The 15,370-nt window shown below is 29.1% G+C and carries 13 protein-coding genes, 1 tRNA gene and 1 pseudogene; 6 read left to right on the top strand and 9 right to left on the bottom strand.

Annotated features, from left to right (window positions below; translation table 11 throughout):
* Nucleotides 1–319: 319 nt before the first annotated feature.
* The 5 genes and pseudogenes from ACUBP5_RS03080 to ACUBP5_RS03060 all read right to left on the bottom strand — a co-directional run bounded on the left by ACUBP5_RS03080 (nt 320) and on the right by ACUBP5_RS03060 (nt 3,597).
* Nucleotides 320–667, bottom strand: coding sequence for a hypothetical protein (locus ACUBP5_RS03080; protein WP_482168183.1), 348 nt, complete (start codon nt 665–667; stop codon nt 320–322).
* On the bottom strand, nt 648–1,094 hold the full coding sequence (locus ACUBP5_RS03075) for a hypothetical protein (RefSeq protein ID WP_482168182.1): 447 nt from the start codon (nt 1,092–1,094) through the stop codon (nt 648–650). Before ACUBP5_RS03075 ends, ACUBP5_RS03080 begins: the two co-directional genes overlap by 20 nt.
* 62 nt (nt 1,095–1,156) lie before the next feature.
* Nucleotides 1,157–1,627 carry a hypothetical protein gene (locus tag ACUBP5_RS03070; protein ID WP_482168181.1) on the bottom strand — a complete coding sequence of 157 codons (471 nt, stop codon included), beginning with the start codon at nt 1,625–1,627 and terminating at the stop codon, nt 1,157–1,159.
* Nucleotides 1,581–2,531: a hypothetical protein gene (locus ACUBP5_RS03065; RefSeq protein ID WP_482168180.1), complete on the bottom strand. Its 951-nt coding sequence runs from the start codon at nt 2,529–2,531 to the stop codon at nt 1,581–1,583. Before ACUBP5_RS03065 ends, ACUBP5_RS03070 begins: the two co-directional genes overlap by 47 nt.
* Before the next feature lie 37 nt (nt 2,532–2,568).
* A pseudogene (locus ACUBP5_RS03060) lies at nt 2,569–3,597 on the bottom strand (glycosyltransferase family 117 protein).
* 129 nt (nt 3,598–3,726) lie between these two features.
* Between ACUBP5_RS03060 and ACUBP5_RS03055 the strand changes: the two are divergent.
* Nucleotides 3,727–3,797 (top strand) — tRNA-Gln (locus tag ACUBP5_RS03055).
* A gap of 33 nt (nt 3,798–3,830) precedes the next feature.
* Here the strand turns inward: ACUBP5_RS03055 and ACUBP5_RS03050 are convergent.
* The gene (locus tag ACUBP5_RS03050; RefSeq protein WP_482168179.1) at nt 3,831–4,307 is read right to left on the bottom strand and encodes a thermonuclease family protein; all 477 of its coding nucleotides are present in this window, start codon (nt 4,305–4,307) and stop codon (nt 3,831–3,833) included.
* Between the two features lie 947 nt (nt 4,308–5,254).
* Here ACUBP5_RS03050 and ACUBP5_RS03045 point away from each other — a divergent pair.
* Both ACUBP5_RS03045 and lysS read left to right on the top strand, forming a co-directional pair.
* Nucleotides 5,255–5,383: a hypothetical protein gene (locus ACUBP5_RS03045; protein ID WP_482168178.1), complete on the top strand. Its 129-nt coding sequence runs from the start codon at nt 5,255–5,257 to the stop codon at nt 5,381–5,383.
* 41 nt (nt 5,384–5,424) lie between these two features.
* A complete protein-coding gene (gene lysS, locus ACUBP5_RS03040) occupies nt 5,425–6,924 on the top strand; it encodes a lysine--tRNA ligase (protein WP_482168177.1) in 1,500 nt (499 codons plus the stop codon).
* Between the two features lie 302 nt (nt 6,925–7,226).
* On the opposite strand, the gene ACUBP5_RS03035 is transcribed toward lysS, so the two are convergent.
* Nucleotides 7,227–7,784, bottom strand: coding sequence for a thioredoxin family protein (locus ACUBP5_RS03035; protein WP_482168176.1), 558 nt, complete (start codon nt 7,782–7,784; stop codon nt 7,227–7,229).
* A gap of 421 nt (nt 7,785–8,205) precedes the next feature.
* Here ACUBP5_RS03035 and lipB point away from each other — a divergent pair, with 421 nt between their 5' ends.
* Complete coding sequence (gene lipB / locus ACUBP5_RS03030) at nt 8,206–8,919, top strand: lipoyl(octanoyl) transferase LipB (RefSeq protein WP_482168175.1); 714 nt, start codon at nt 8,206–8,208, stop codon at nt 8,917–8,919.
* Nucleotides 8,920–9,132: 213 nt separating this feature from the next.
* Here the strand turns inward: lipB and hisS are convergent, their stop codons facing one another.
* Both hisS and ACUBP5_RS03020 read right to left on the bottom strand, forming a co-directional pair.
* Nucleotides 9,133–10,533, bottom strand: a complete 1,401-nt coding sequence (gene hisS / locus ACUBP5_RS03025) for a histidine--tRNA ligase (RefSeq protein ID WP_482168174.1) — start codon at nt 10,531–10,533, stop codon at nt 9,133–9,135.
* A 233-nt stretch (nt 10,534–10,766) separates the two neighbouring features.
* Nucleotides 10,767–12,137, bottom strand: a complete 1,371-nt coding sequence (locus ACUBP5_RS03020; protein ID WP_482168173.1) for an Nramp family divalent metal transporter — start codon at nt 12,135–12,137, stop codon at nt 10,767–10,769.
* Between the two features lie 126 nt (nt 12,138–12,263).
* On the opposite strand from ACUBP5_RS03020, the gene ACUBP5_RS03015 reads away from it, so the two are divergent.
* Both ACUBP5_RS03015 and mnmE read left to right on the top strand, forming a co-directional pair.
* Entirely contained in the window at nt 12,264–12,926 is a 663-nt protein-coding gene (locus ACUBP5_RS03015) for a metal-dependent transcriptional regulator (RefSeq protein WP_482168172.1), read from the top strand.
* Between the two features lie 351 nt (nt 12,927–13,277).
* A complete protein-coding gene (gene mnmE, locus ACUBP5_RS03010) occupies nt 13,278–14,660 on the top strand; it encodes a tRNA uridine-5-carboxymethylaminomethyl(34) synthesis GTPase MnmE (protein ID WP_482168171.1) in 1,383 nt (460 codons plus the stop codon).
* The last annotated feature ends 710 nt before the right edge of the window (nt 14,661–15,370 follow it).

Here is a 15,370-nt window from a genome sequence, read left to right as displayed (position 1 = left end):
CATATCTTAAGTTAAGAGATAGCAAATTTATATAATTTATAAGAATTATATTAAATTATGTTGTTTTCTATATTTATTAATTTAGTCATATTATGAAAAGAGATTGTGCTATCTAAAGCTCCCATTCTTTATATTTCTGTTTTTTAGATGTAGTCCATAATACTAAGATAACGAGGTTTTTTTGTTATGAGCTTATATGTATCCCTAGTCTCTTTACATTTAAGGTTGATTCCATACAGAAATGTTTTTAGTTTTAAAACTTTCTTCTCGAAGAAAAGAAGAAAACTAGAATTTTTATTTCTGATATTTGCCTATTATTTTATTTATTATTTTCCTCTAAAACTACATCGTATCTTTCAAGTTTTGAAATTATACTATTATAAATAATGATTAAATTTTTTAAATCTTGATCATATAAAAAATAACCTGAGATTTTTCTAAACTTTTTTATGAGTTGCTTTATACGCAAATCTATTTGCCTACATGATTTCTTGAGATAAGAGATAGCTATTTTAGGATAGTTTATTTCAAAATAAGCTTGCGAGATTTCATCGGATAAAAAAGCATATTTATACATAGTGTGTAACATATCATTATGTATACAATATTTATGATTAATAGGCAATTCTAAATAATAATCTATTTCTTCAAGAAGATTTTTTTTCAAATGATTCTATAATTGTTTTTGCTTTACCTATATTTTTAATTCTTATATAGGAAGCGGCAATTTCTATTAGAGAAGAATGCTCTTCGTAGAGTTTTTGTGGGCTCTCTCTCTCGAGAAGATTCATAATTTCCTGAGCTTTTTGTTTTTTATCTTCAGCAATAAGAGCTCTAGAGGTCCTATTTACAGCATTTAGATATGTTAAGATATTACGACGACCATTATAATCCGTATAAGCTCGAGGATCTTTAAGATGGCCCCAGTGAAATTTTTTAATGATTTTATACATAGCCTCTGAATTTACGTATCCCCATTCTTCTTTAGCATTTTGAGGCGTTAGTATAGGTGCTAATTTGTAATGAAACCCCATATATTGAAGATAATTATTTAAATAAAGTGTATTAGCTTGATTATAAATTCCCCCCTGCACTAAAATATATAGGACGATCCCACTGATAATTAGCCAATATATCCAGTAGGATTAAATCATTTTTATTTAAAAAAAAAAGGTTGATTTTCTTTTACGGGAAATTCTAAAATAAGTTCCGAAACCATCCTATGAGCATCCTCAGGTGCTACGATTCCATTTTTAAGTACTGAATCTTTATTTACTGGAATGATGATTTTATTGGTAGGCAAAAAATCTATTTTTGATTCGTTATCTATTAGAAACTTCTTTTTAAGCATATGTTTTTTTTCATCATCTCTAACCAGCCATTCTATGGCTTCTTGAGCTGTAATAGTTTGATCTGAAGGAAAAATTGCTATGGCATATCGTGTGCCTTGACGGTAGTGCTTGTATTTAAGGGTCATAGTTATAGGGAGCGAGCGATTAAATTTCCGTTGTACCTGATCAATATTCCATGAAGCACCTAATAAAGTATAATTAAGAATGCGTACATCATTGCGATAATTTTCACTCTCTTGTAAAGACCATAGTGGATATGTATCGTATATCTCCATATACGAATAAAATAGACTGATTGCCCATAGTATCCAAATAATTTCTTGCAATATCCCTTGGTAAAGTTTGGTAAGAACGATCATGATCATCCCAATTTTGTTCTGCTATACGTATAGGAACAAAAATCAAAATTCCAAAAATTGTTAAAGCTAAGCTCAAAGAATGATTTTTTTCTTTAAAGCAATAAAAAATAGATACTACCCCTAATCCTATCCAAATAGCAAAGGCATAAAAAGCACTTACTAGAGCATAATCGCGTTCCCTAATTTCAAAAGGTTTTACGTTAGTATAAATGATAACTCCCACGCTAGTAAGCAAAAAAATAGACATTAGTACATAAAAATCTCCAAATTTTTTCCGTAACTGAAAGAACATCCCTGCAAATCCTAAAATTAGGGGTAGTCCATAGTAAGTATTATTTGCTTTATTATCCTGAAAATGTTTTGGAAAATTTTTCTGTACACCTAAATGTATCTCATCTATAAAAGAAATACCACTTTTCCAATTACCCTTAGTCACTTCATAATTTCCTTGTAAATCATTTTGACGTCCAACATAATTCCAAAAAAGATAACGCAAAAACATATAACCTATCTGATAATCAAGAAAAAATAATATATTTTGCCCTAAAGTAGGCTTTCGGTAAAGCTGTATCTTTTGATTTGTATATATATCTGTTCGGATATACGTTTTAGCCTTCCCAGTCATAGCCTGATAATTTTCTATGACTTCTGGTAAGCTGCTATACATTCTCGGGAAAATACCGAGATGTCTAGGATTAAATTTATAAGAAACCTGTTGATCGATAATTATATATTTTCCTGATTTTATATTTATTTCATAAATAGGTCCTTTTTCTTGATATCCGATAATACCCTCTTTATCTAAATAAGCCGTATACATTTCCCCGTATAATATAGGCCAGTTGCTATATTGTCCTTCACGTGTATAATAATTTCGTATGGCAATAGAAGTTATCTGGATTATTTAAATTAATAGGAGTATTAGCAGCGGCACGTATGGGAAATAAAATCCATGATGAAAAACCAATGAAACTATAAATAATGCAAAGAACTAGTATATTTAAAAAAACAAGTCCTTTTTTATGAGTGTATTGAATAAGGAAGGAAAAAAATAATATAATAAAAATAGAAACAGCTATAATTCCCGAATTAAATGGTAATCCTATAGTATTAACAAAAAAAAAAATTTCGACGTATCCAAATAACTTTATGATAAATAGGAATATTCCTTTAAAATAAAGGTATAAAATAACTAATAATATAAGATTAACTATAATAAAATTCTTCTTTGTAGGGATATAAATTTTATAATAATAGATTAAACCAAGTGCTGGTATTACCAATAATACCATAAAATGTACACCTACTGAAAGGCCAATGAGGAAACAGATCAGTAAAAGCCATTTACGCGAACTATAAGGATCTTTATCATTTTCCCAACGACACATTATCCATAAAAGAAGTGCTGTAAAAAACGATGCCATAGCATACACTTCTGCTTCTACCGCTAAAAACTAAAAAGTATCGCCAAACATAAAACTTAAAGAACCTATCACACCAGCGCTAAAAACAACAATTTGTTCAGCAAGTCCCATATGATATTTACCATTAATAGATAAGCTTTTGATTATGAGTTTACGAGCAAAATGCGTAATAGTCCAAAACATAAAAAGAATAGTAAAAGAACTGAAAAGTGCTGATTCTATATTGAGAATAAGAGCATATTTAGTAGAATTACCAAAAGCAAGGAGTGAAACTAGAGCGCCTATTAGCTGAAAAGTAGCTGCGCCTGGAGCATGTCCTACTTCTAGTTTTGTTGAAGAGGCAATATATTCTCCACAGTCCCAAAAACTTAATACAGGTTCAACTGTAGAAATAAAAATATAAGAGGATATAAAAAATAAAACCCAACCTAAAAGGTTATTGATTTTTCTAAAAGTTTCCATTTCTAGCAATTCATAGAAATAAAAATAAAATAAAAGATTCCATATATTTTTAAACTAAATATTAAGTAATTTTTTATTTGTAATAAAGTAAAAATAGTAATAACTTTGTTATTCTATGCCCTTATTTAAGGACCTGTAGTGTAACGGTAGCACAGCAGATTTTGGTTCTGTTAGTTAGGGTTCGAATCCCTCCGGGTCTACACTTTTTTACTCGGTTTATGAAATCTTAACTATTAATCCCTCTCTCTTTTTTTATTTCTTCCCCTCCATAAATAAGGATCAATAGGGTTATAATCACTCCATAGACCTTTACCTATTTCTTTAGCTCGATCTTGAAGATATTTATAATTCTCATTTTTCGAGAAATGCCATGTCCATGCAAGTCCTGCCTTTAGAAGTTCTTGTGCGAGATCTTTATTTTGATCGTAAAAGACATAACCAACGATACGGCCATATATATCGTTTTTTGTTTTTTTAACTTCAACTATCTTTCCAAATATTTGATAAGAAACGAATTGCTTAGATTTTATGCCAAATGCCTGTCCCTTTTCTGGGGCATCAATATCAGCTATTCTAATCTTGTAAAGATGCTTATCTTGTGTTAAAAGATAAAAGGTGTCTCCATCGAGAACTCTAACTACTTTTCCTCTAATTTGAGCTAGAACGATAAGAGAGAAAAAGAGCGCAAATAAGAAAATAAGTTTTTTCATTATATTTCAGCTTTATTTTCTTTTAACATAAAAAAAATAAACAATATAAAAAAGTCTTTCATAGTAGTATTTTATCGAAGGCTTATAGAGTGATAAAAATTGGTGGAATGTTTTTTATATCATTTTTATATCTATTTGCTAGTATATATAAAAATAAAACTCTGCACTACAGTTTATTTTCTTCTCTTTAATATACATATTAATAGGACATATTACATACTTAAATATTAGTATATAGGTTTTACGGTATGGTTATTTTTAAAATAATATCGCTTTTGACTAAACTTATATAAATCATATTCAATCAAAAAAAAATAATAAAAACATAATTAAGAATTTTTAAAACTATCTTATGATAAAAGATTATTAAAAAACAGTAATAAAAATTATAATATAATATCAGTATATTGCTTATCAAATAATACAGTTAATTAATATCAAAAAAAAACTATGAAATATTATAATGCTTTTAAGTTAATATTTATAATAAAAACTCTCAGCATTATTTATAGCTTTAGACACGGTTGTTTTTTTATATAAAAATATATATTAATACATGCTATAATTAGCAATTATATAAATTAAAATATTTAAGTGAAGTACTTTAGGCCTTTTTATAACTAATATAAATATCAGTAATAGTCTCAATTACTTCTTTAAATACTTATTCTTTAATTTAGAGGAAAAACATATTCTATTATTAATAGAAATGATAAAACTGCTAAAAAATAGAGATACACATTGTATCTTTTGTCAGTTACTTATATCTATCTATAACTAGATCCCTTCAATTATTTTTGAATTAAATCGAATTAAAAGATAAATCTAGTTTATATAAAATTATCTATTACAAATAGATAGACTTTTTTTTTATAAAAAAACCGGATTATTTAATTTTTTTTTTGAAAAACTTCCGTTATTTTTGAGCTATAAAATATATTCATCCTATGTCTTTATCTGAACAGGAGATCGTGCGTAGAAATAAACTTGAACAAATTCATGCGCTAGGCATAGAAACTTACCCATCATCGACTTATAATGTAAGTTCATGTATCAAATTTCTTGTTTTTTTTTGAAAAACTTCCGTTATTTTTGAGCTATAAAATATATTCATCCTATGTCTTTATCTGAACAGGAGATCGTGCGTAGAAATAAACTTGAACAAATTCATGCGCTAGGCATAGAAACTTACCCATCATCGACTTATAATGTAAGTTCATGTATCAAATTTCTTGTTAAAGATTATAAAGAAAATCAAAATGCGCGTATCGCAGGTCGTCTTATGCGAATAAGAGTTATGGGTAAAGCTTCTTTTGCTGAACTTGAAGATTATAGTGGATCAATACAACTTTATATCACCCGTAATAATATCTCAGAGAATTCTGAAAAAATAGCCTATAACGTCTTGTTTAAAAAATTACTAGATATAGGTGATATCATCGCAGTGGAGGGCTTTTTATTTAAAACCCGAATGGGTGAAATTACCTTGCATGTTCAAAATCTTAAACTTCTTAGTAAATCTTTAAGGCCTTTACCACAAGTAAAAACTGATGGGAATAATAAAATACATGATTCTTTTTCTGATACCGAGCAACGTTATCGCATGCGCTATGTAGATCTTATTGTCAATAAATCGATAAAAGAAATATTTATTAAACGAAGCTCTATTATACAATCAATTAGATGCTTTTTAAATAGACATGCTTATATTGAAGTAGAAACTCCTATACTTCAGCCTATTGCAGGAGGAGCAAATGCGAGGCCTTTTATGACTCATCATAACGCTTTAGATACTCCATTATATCTTCGCATCGCTAATGAGTTATATCTTAAGCGATTGATTGTAGGGGGATTTAACGGGGTGTATGAATTCGCTAAGAACTTCCGTAATGAAGGCATGGATCGGATGCATAATCCAGAATTCACGATACTTGAATTATACGTTGCTTATAAAGATTATTATTGGATGATGGATTTTATAGAAAGATTACTTGAGGAATTATATATTTCTTTCTATAGAAATACAGATATGAATATAAATGGTCAAATTATTTGCTTTAAAAGACCTTTCCCTCGTATACCTATTTATGAGGCTATCAAAAATTATACAGGCTTTGATATAAGCTATATGGATGAGGAATCACTTAAAGAAGTATGTAAAAAATTAGATATAGAAACAGATAAAACTATGAGTAAAGGTAAACTCATAGATGAAATTTTTGGAGAAAAATGTGAAAAACATTATATCCAACCTACATTTATCATCGATCATCCTATGGAAATGAGCCCGCTAGCTAAAAGACATCGTAAAAAAAAAGGATTAACTGAACGTTTTGAACTTTTTATTAATGGGAAAGAAATCGCTAATGCTTATTCTGAACTTAACAATCCAATTGATCAGTTAGAACGCTTTAAACAACAGTTAAAGTTAGCTGAAAAAGGAGATGCCGAAGCTATGTTTATTGACTATGATTTTTTACGTGCTTTAGAATTCGGTATGCCTCCTACTGCAGGTATAGGAATTGGTATAGATCGATTAGTTATGTTATTTACAGAACAAACTTCGATTCAAGAGGTATTACTTTTCCCACAGATGAGGCCTGAAAAAAAAGACTAGAATAATTGTTCTTATCATAAATTAATACTTAAAAATTAGCAATTAGGTTTTTACTTGCTATATTTATCTATAGCATAGATATTAATTAAATACATTTGAAATAAATATACTTGTATTGCATTTATATTAAAATTTAATATTATAAAGTATAATTTAGTTTCTTCTAGAGTTAATTTCTGCCATCTCCTCCCTATCATGCTTTTCTAATAACCTTAGAAAGGGCTTTAATTAACTGGTTTATTACAAATAAATAATCTCTGAATCTTTGAATTTTTCAGTTTTATTAATAATTAACTATACTATCAATATTTCCATTTTATATTACATCCCATGCTTGGTTTTTGCTTAACCGAAATTTTTTTACCGTTTAATAGTGCATCTATCGCTTTACGAAGATCTTTTCCTGTAACTTCAATTTGATTGCCTGGTCGTGAGTCATCTAGTTGTCCCCTGTAAACCAGGTTACCAGTAACGTTAAAGAGAAAAAAATCCGGAGTACAAGCTGCTTTATAAGCTTTAGCTATTTTTTGAGTTTGATCAAATAAATAAGGGAATGTATATCCTAAGCTCTGAGAAATTTTTTTCATCTCTCTAGGAGAATCCTCTGGAAAGTTTTCTATATCATTTGAATTGATTGCTATTATTGATAACCCTTTATCTTGATAATATTTACCTAAACATACGAGTTCTTTATTAATGTGTTTTACAAAAGGACAATGGTTACATATAAATAGAATAAGAGTGCCCTTATCAGAGGGAAAGTCTTGTAATGATCTTTTACCTCCCGATATAGGATCATAAAGCTCAAAATCTATAATTTTAGTTTCTAAAGGGAGCATAGTAGAAATCGTACGTGCCATATTATTGTTTTAATAGTGTAATGTAAAATACATTAAAATATAGTTTAGAAAAAAAAAATAATATACTTTTTTTATAATTTATATGCTTGCTTTTTCTATCTAATAGAAGTCTAATAGGAATTTTAGTGTTATTTGCTTAAAATAACACCTTTTTTTATAAAAACTTGTTTCTATTAGCAAAGAATTAAAAACTATATTATTATAAAGTATTTATATAGTTAAATTCAAATAAAAAAATATAATTAATGTGTAATATATTTATATGATATAAATACATAGTAATCTGCACTTAGCAGAGTGATATTTCATTACTATACTATACTTAGTAAGTATTTTATTTTCTAATTTAGAAGTATATAGTTAATAAAAAGATTTCTTCTTTTAGAAGAAAGTTATTATTAATAAAAATACTATGGGTAAAATGGGTAAAATTATTTGGACAGAAGATTTAGGAATCTCAGATTATCTAGAGGTTTGGGAATATCAAAAACGATTGTTTCAAGAGATGATTGATAAAAAGCTCCGTATTTACCCAATAAATTTTTCTTCTTTACAAACAACTGTTGGTCATCTTCTCTTTACTGAGCATTTTAACGTTTATACTTTAGGAAGAGGAGGAAAAGAGGATCATCTTTTACTATCTTCTGATGTTTTAAAAAAACTAGGAGCTAGCTTTTATAGAATTGATAGAGGAGGAGATATTACGTATCACGGGTTGGGGCAGATGGTGGTTTATCCGATACTTGATCTAGAATATTTTTTTAGAGATATTCATAAATATTTGCGTTTTTTAGAAGAAGTTATCATTCGCCTTTTGAACAACTATGGACTTCACGCAGAAAGATCACATAAAGAAACAGGTGTATGGCTAAATGTAGGTAAACCTTCTATGCGCAAACTATGCGCTATAGGCATTCGTATGAGCCGCTGGGTGAGTATGCACGGACTAGCACTTAATGTAAATACTGATATGAGTTATTTTAGATATATTATCCCTTGTGGGATTAAAGGGAAAGGCGTGAGCTCAATGCACTTAGAACTAGGTTATTCCATTTCTATGCATGAAATAGTTCAGAAGTTTAAAACTATTTTTCAGGAGGTATTTAAAGTATCTTGTCTTACAAGGTCTTTTTAAAGATATCTTTAAGAGTTTTTTTTTAAAAAAAAATGTTAATATTATACTATTTAGAGAAGAAGAGTCTGTATTAAGATAACAACGGTAAATATAATTTTTTAAGGCAAGAATGAATATTTTACTATCATCGGTTCTATAACTTTTAAAGTTCTTGATTTTATAGAGACTATTATCTACCCCTATAAAGGAACTACTTCAAATTTTATAAAACCTTTATTTCATAATCTCAAAATAATCCCTTGCTACTTGATCAAGAGTCTTATAGAGTGTTCGACTACCGTTTATAAGGTCCTTAATTAAAATAGCTCTATCATTAATTTCATTATCGTTGAGGAGTGCTATCCAACGTATTCCTCTTTTTTCAGCATACTTAAATTGTTTGCTTAATGAGATTGCCTTAGGATATAATTCTGAGGGAATATTTTTTTTTCTAAGGATCTGGATCTTACGTATAGATTCAAGAGCTTCTAACTCTCCAAAATTTGCAAATAAAATAGGCGGTATCTCTATTTTTTTTTTGTTAAAAAGATCAAGAATTTCCATTGCAAGATATATCCTATCAAGACCAAACGACATACCTACTGCTGAAAGATTTTTCATTCCAAAAATTTCGGTAAGTTTATTATAACGACCACCACCACCTATAGAATTAAAGGTTATATTCTCAGGTAAAATTTCGTACACAGTCCCAGTATAATAATCTAACCCTCTAGCGAGCTTTATGTTAAAGCATAATTTTGCACTTTTCATTCCGATCTCTTTTGTTTTTTTCCAAATAAAATCTAGCTCCTTTAAAGCCTTATTCCCTATTTTAGAGTGGATAAGAATTTTAGATAACCTTTGGTATTGGTCTTCAAAATCTGTGTTTCCTCTAAAGATTAGCATTAGTTTCTCTAGTGTTTTTTTGCAAATTCCTTTTTCTAACATCTCTTGATATACATTTTCTGCTCCGATTTTATCCCATTTATCCAAAGCTCTTGTGAAGCTTATCCAATGCTTTTGCTCAAGATTAGCGCTCTGAGCTAAGGCAGCAAGGAGTTCTCTATGATTGAGTTGAATAATAACTGCTAACTTAAGTTCTGTAAAAACTGCGTCATATAGCTGTAAAAATTCCACTTCCTGCCAAAGAGAACCTAAGCCTATTATATCAGCATCACATTGATAGAATTCTCTAAAACGCCCTCTCTGGGGTCTATCAGCCCGCCATACAGGCTCTATTTGATATCTTTTAAATGGGAAATGGATATCATTTCTATGCATAACTACATAACGTACTAATGGTATAGTTAAGTCATATCGTAATGCTTTTTTAGTTATATTTGGTAATAGGGTATGTGTATTAAAATATTCTAAAACAGAATGTTTTTGATTATCAAAATCTCTAAGAGAATTTTTCATAAAATCTCCTGAATTTAAAATTTTAAACATTAAACGTTCGCCTTCTTCGCCATACTTCCCTGTAAGTATAGATATATTTTCTAACGATGGTGTTTCTATAGGAGAAAAACCAAATAATTCGAAATGTTTTCTTATAACCTCTATAAGGTAATAACGTCTGCGAGTTTCTTTAGGAGAAAAATCGCGAGTGCCTTTTGGAATGTTAGGTTTTTCCATATTAAGTTCTTTACAGAAATGTAAAAAAAACTACCCTCTCTCACATCTTATGTAAGAGATATAGACTAGATGTGAAATTTAAAAATTAATCTATATAGTAAACAGGTCTTTATAACATATAAAAGTTATAACTATTCTGTATAAAAAGTTTTTCTAGTTTTTGATATTTCATGGATAAAATAAGATTATTCTTGTATATTTTTTACTTCTATCTGAAAAAATTCTGTTATGATTTATAGCAATATTTCACGAAAAAAGCTTACAAGAGTGGTTTTTTTAAGATTGTCATAAAGTAAGAATAAATTTAAAGCAAGTATTACTACAGTAATAGTCCATGCTGCTATTTTTAAAGAAATTCCATTGGAAAATTTTCCCATTTTTTTTGAACATCCTGTAAAAGTGACCAAAGGGACTATAGCAAACCCCAATTGCATTGATAAAATTACTTGACTTAAAATTAATAAGTCACGAATCTTTTCCTCTCCATAAAAAATAGCTACTATCATAGCCGGTATAATAGCAATTAGTCTTGTGATTAATCTTCTGATCCATGACTTAAAGCGAATGTTTATAAACCCTTCTATTATGATTTGCCCTGCTAAGGTACTTGTAAGAGTAGAATTCTGCCCTGAAGCGAGCAGGGCTAAGGCAAAAAGAACTCCTGAAAGCCCTGATCCTAGCAAAGGAGAGAGCATCCTATGAACTTCCTTGATATCATCTATATTTGTATATCCTGCTGTATGAAAAGTAGCTGCAGATAATATAAGTATAGCTGCATTGATAAAAAAAGCTAGTGATAGAGCTAATACGCTATCTATGGTAGCATATTGAATAGCCATTTTTTTCCCCTCAAAATTCCGAGGATAGTTTCGCGTTTGTACAATACTTGAATGAAGATAAAGATTATGAGGCATTAATGTAGCCCCTAAAATACCTATAGCAATATATAAAGCACTTGGATCCATTATAATCTTAACCTCGGGTATTAATCCTTTGAGAAGAGGGAAAATTTCTGGATTTGATCTTATAATTTCAAAGCTAAAGCACAGTAATATCGTAAATATTAAAGCAGCTACTATCCCTTCAATATATCGAAAACTTTTATACTGAAAAAGTAGGATGATAAACACATCAACTGTAGTAATAACCACTCCCCATGATATTGGTAACCCAAAAAGGATATTAAGAGCTAAAGAAGAACCGATAATCTCAGCTAAGTCACAGGCAGTAATAGATAGTTCACATAGGATCCAAAGAATAAAATTTACTCCTGGACTATAGTGATCTCTACAAGCTTGAGCCAAATCTCTTTCTGCTACTATTCCTAATTTTATAGAAAGATATTGGAATAAAATAGCAAAAACGTTCGAGATTAGAATCACGGATAATAGCATATAGCCAAAACGAGCGCCTCCAGCAATATCGGTTGCCCAATTCCCTGGGTCCATATACCCTACGGCGATAAGTAGGCCTGGACCAGTAAAAGAGAGCAATTTTTTTAAAAAACCTGCTTTTTCTGGTATATCAATTGATGAAAAAGATTCTGAAAGAGAATCTATTTTAGATTTTCTTTCCCAACCCTCTTTAGAATTATATGATGACATTCAGTGTTTAGATATTACTGTGTAAATATAGGTAAAATATACGTTATGGTTTATTTTAAAAATTAGGTATAGCTAATTTTTTTTAGATGAATTGTTTATTTTTACTGATTTAAGATTTTTTTTCTTATGATAGCACATTCAAAAGAAAATTATTTAAAAGTGATTTATCAACTCACTTTAGAAGAAACTAAAGTTTCGCCAGTTATTATTTCTGAGAAACTAGGAGTTAGCCCTTCATCTGTAACCGATATGATTAAAAAACTATCCGCAGATAACTTTGTCCTTTATGAAAAGAAAAAAGGAGTTCGTCTAAGTGAAAATGGACACGATATAGCTATAGATATAGTACGTGCACATCGTTTATGGGAATGTTTTTTATCAAAAAAATTGCATTACAGTTGGGATCAGTTACATACTATTGCTGAAGAACTAGAGCATATAAGAGCTCCTGAATTACTTACACGACTAGAGAATTATTTAAATCATCCATCTTTTGATCCACATGGCGATCCGATCCCATCATCTAATGGATCCATAGTTGATTCAAATAACCAAGCCCTTTCTAGCATGGAACCGGGTAATTTAGTACGTTTAACAGGGGTAAAAAAAGATACTACTGATTTTTTGAAATATCTTCAAAAACTCAATATCTGTATAGGAAGTTCTATAAAAGTTATTGATCGCCTAGATTTTGACGGATCTTTTCTTATATGTTGTGAGGGTAAAATTTACGCAAATATTTCCCAATATATTGCTAGCCACCTTTTTGTTGTTATTTTAGAGCCTTGAGGAGAAAAAACTAAAGTTTTTTTTGCTTTTACATATTAAAAATTTCTTAGATAGAGAGCTATAAAATAATAATCATATTATGGATTATTTTAGAGAAGATTCACTTTTAAGTTTAAAAGTTGAGAGAGTCTATAATTAAGATAATTAGAAAATAAGGATTTTTTTTTTAAATCCAATTTAATTTCTTTCTGTAATCAGAAATCTTTTTTTTCTAAAAAATAAGTAGCCTTATTTTAATGCAAATTAGTAAATTGTCAAAGGTTTTTTAAAAGTATGAATTTACTATCCTGATTATTTGCCTTTTTACAGGATAGATTATTACCTAATGAGCATAAGTATATTCTTTGCAAGATGTTAGATAAAGATACCATTATAGCTTTAGTTACCCCTGATGGCCGAGGAGCTATAGCTGTGATACGTATTTCCGGGCCACAAGCTTTTTTTATTATCGATAGCATATTCCAAGCTTTGGATAAAAGTAAAAAAATGATAGATCAAGCTTCCCATACCCTACATATAGGGTATATCCTTGATAAGGATAGGCTACTTGATCAGGTGCTAGTGGCGTTGTTTAAAACACCAAATTCTTATACTGGAGAAGATGTTATAGAAGTTTCTTGTCATGGCTCATCTTATATCGTACGTGTTATTATACAATTAATTATACAAAAAGGTGCTCGTATAGCTAGTGCTGGAGAATTTACAATGCGAGCTTTTTTAAACGGGAAAATAGATCTTTCTCAAGCTGAGGCCGTAGCAGATTTAATAGCCTCTGAGGCAGAAGCTGATCATACCTTAGCTATGCATCAGCTCCGTGGAAGCGTTTCAGATAAGGTGAAATCTCTTAGGTCTGATTTTATTAACTTTGCTTCTCTTGTCGAATTGAATTTAGATTTTTCTGAAGAAGATATTGATTTTGCCGATAAATATGATCTTTTAAAATTACTTGAAAATATTGAAAAAAACATTAAATTATTACTGGATTCTTTCACTCTTGGGAGTGCTATTAAACAAGGTATTTATGTCGCTATTATCGGCGCACCAAATGTAGGTAAATCCACTTTGCTTAATACTTTATTACAAGAAGATCGAGCTATTATTTCAGATATTCCTGGAACTACTAGAGATGTTATAGAAGGTCAAATAATAATTAATGGTATACGTTTCCGATTTATCGATACGGCAGGAATTCGTCAGACTAAAAATGAAATCGAGTCTCTTGGAATCCAAAAAACTATAGAAAAAGTAAAACAGGCTCAAGTAATTCTTTATGTCTTTGACAGAGTCAATTTTAATAAAAAAGAATTTTTGAAAGAATTTAAACGGTTCTCTAAATCTTATATTGATAAAGATAAAACTCTTTTTCTTATAGCTAATAAGTCAGATCTCTTCACGGAGAGTTTTTCCCAGAATGGGTTTTATGAGACAATTTTTTCTATCTCAGCAAAGAAAAAAGAAGGAATAGATAAACTTTTAGAAGCCTTATCCAATTTAGTAAATTATAAACCCCTTGGGAATCGTACTATGATTACGCATAGTAGACATTATAACTCATTACATGGCACTTTAAAAGCAATACATGCTATTAAAGAAGCTATTAATGGGAATATATCTGGAGATTTATTCTCAATAGATATTAGAAACGCACTTGATTATTTAGGAGAAATAAGTGGAGAGATAAGCAATGAGGAATTACGTGGAAATATTTTTTCCAAATTTTGTATTGGGAAATGACTACTATAAAAATAACTACAACTAATAAACAAAAAAAAATAAGTAATTATTAATCAAAATTTTTAAACGGTATACTTCCGTAAAAAAAAAAGATATAAAATGATTTTTTTTTGAGAATCAAAATATATAATTGTATGTTAGATAACTAAATAATTATAGTTAGTTATAATAAAATTCTCTAAACTTAGAGAAAAATTATATTTAATTTCTACATGAAAAATTTTCTATAACATTTAAAATTAAAGGACTTTTAGTCCAACTTAATGAGGGTACCAAAAGAATACTTTTAAAATATGATAGGCTAAAAGTCTCACTATATTTAGATGTTAATCCTATATAGGATTAACATCGGAACTTATATATGTATTATAGTAAATTATTATACTATACTCAAAATAAATAAAAATAATAGAGCACCACCTAAATCTTGGTAAGGAGCTTTTAACTAAAAAATTAGCTACCTAATTCTGTTTTATTTCTTTAGCTCTTAGCTAAGAAGAACTGAAAATTTTAATAAGTAAAAGAGTAATCGTAGTCTTTCATTTAATTACTAAAAATTATTAAAGGTAATATCATATATTATTAGTTACTTGAAGAGTTTTTTTTTAAAAAAACAGTATATTTTCTTCATAGTTTTTTAAGATCTTAAAAAGATACTTTTTTAAAGTATATACTTGTAGGTAAGTATCAAATTTTCCCCTAGGAATTAA

The organism is Candidatus Insignibacter tubulum, assembly GCF_056790205.1.
This window is presented reverse-complemented; position numbering and strand designations above follow the sequence as displayed.

Excerpts from the sequence above, each read along its gene's own strand:
- ACUBP5_RS03070 (WP_482168181.1), bottom strand. The coding sequence starts at position 1,627 with ATGGAGATATACGATACATATCCACTATGGTCTTTACAAGAGAGTGAA.
- ACUBP5_RS03065 (WP_482168180.1), bottom strand. The coding sequence starts at position 2,531 with ATGTATACGGCTTATTTAGATAAAGAGGGTATTATCGGATATCAAGAA.
- ACUBP5_RS03050 (WP_482168179.1), bottom strand. The coding sequence starts at position 4,307 with ATGAAAAAACTTATTTTCTTATTTGCGCTCTTTTTCTCTCTTATCGTT.
- ACUBP5_RS03045 (WP_482168178.1), top strand. The coding sequence starts at position 5,255 with ATGTCTTTATCTGAACAGGAGATCGTGCGTAGAAATAAACTTGAACAA.
- lysS (WP_482168177.1), top strand. The coding sequence starts at position 5,425 with ATGTCTTTATCTGAACAGGAGATCGTGCGTAGAAATAAACTTGAACAA.
- ACUBP5_RS03035 (WP_482168176.1), bottom strand. The coding sequence starts at position 7,784 with ATGGCACGTACGATTTCTACTATGCTCCCTTTAGAAACTAAAATTATA.
- lipB (WP_482168175.1), top strand. The coding sequence starts at position 8,206 with ATGGGTAAAATTATTTGGACAGAAGATTTAGGAATCTCAGATTATCTA.
- hisS (WP_482168174.1), bottom strand. The coding sequence starts at position 10,533 with ATGGAAAAACCTAACATTCCAAAAGGCACTCGCGATTTTTCTCCTAAA.
- ACUBP5_RS03020 (WP_482168173.1), bottom strand. The coding sequence starts at position 12,137 with ATGTCATCATATAATTCTAAAGAGGGTTGGGAAAGAAAATCTAAAATA.
- ACUBP5_RS03015 (WP_482168172.1), top strand. The coding sequence starts at position 12,264 with ATGATAGCACATTCAAAAGAAAATTATTTAAAAGTGATTTATCAACTC.
- mnmE (WP_482168171.1), top strand. The coding sequence starts at position 13,278 with ATGTTAGATAAAGATACCATTATAGCTTTAGTTACCCCTGATGGCCGA.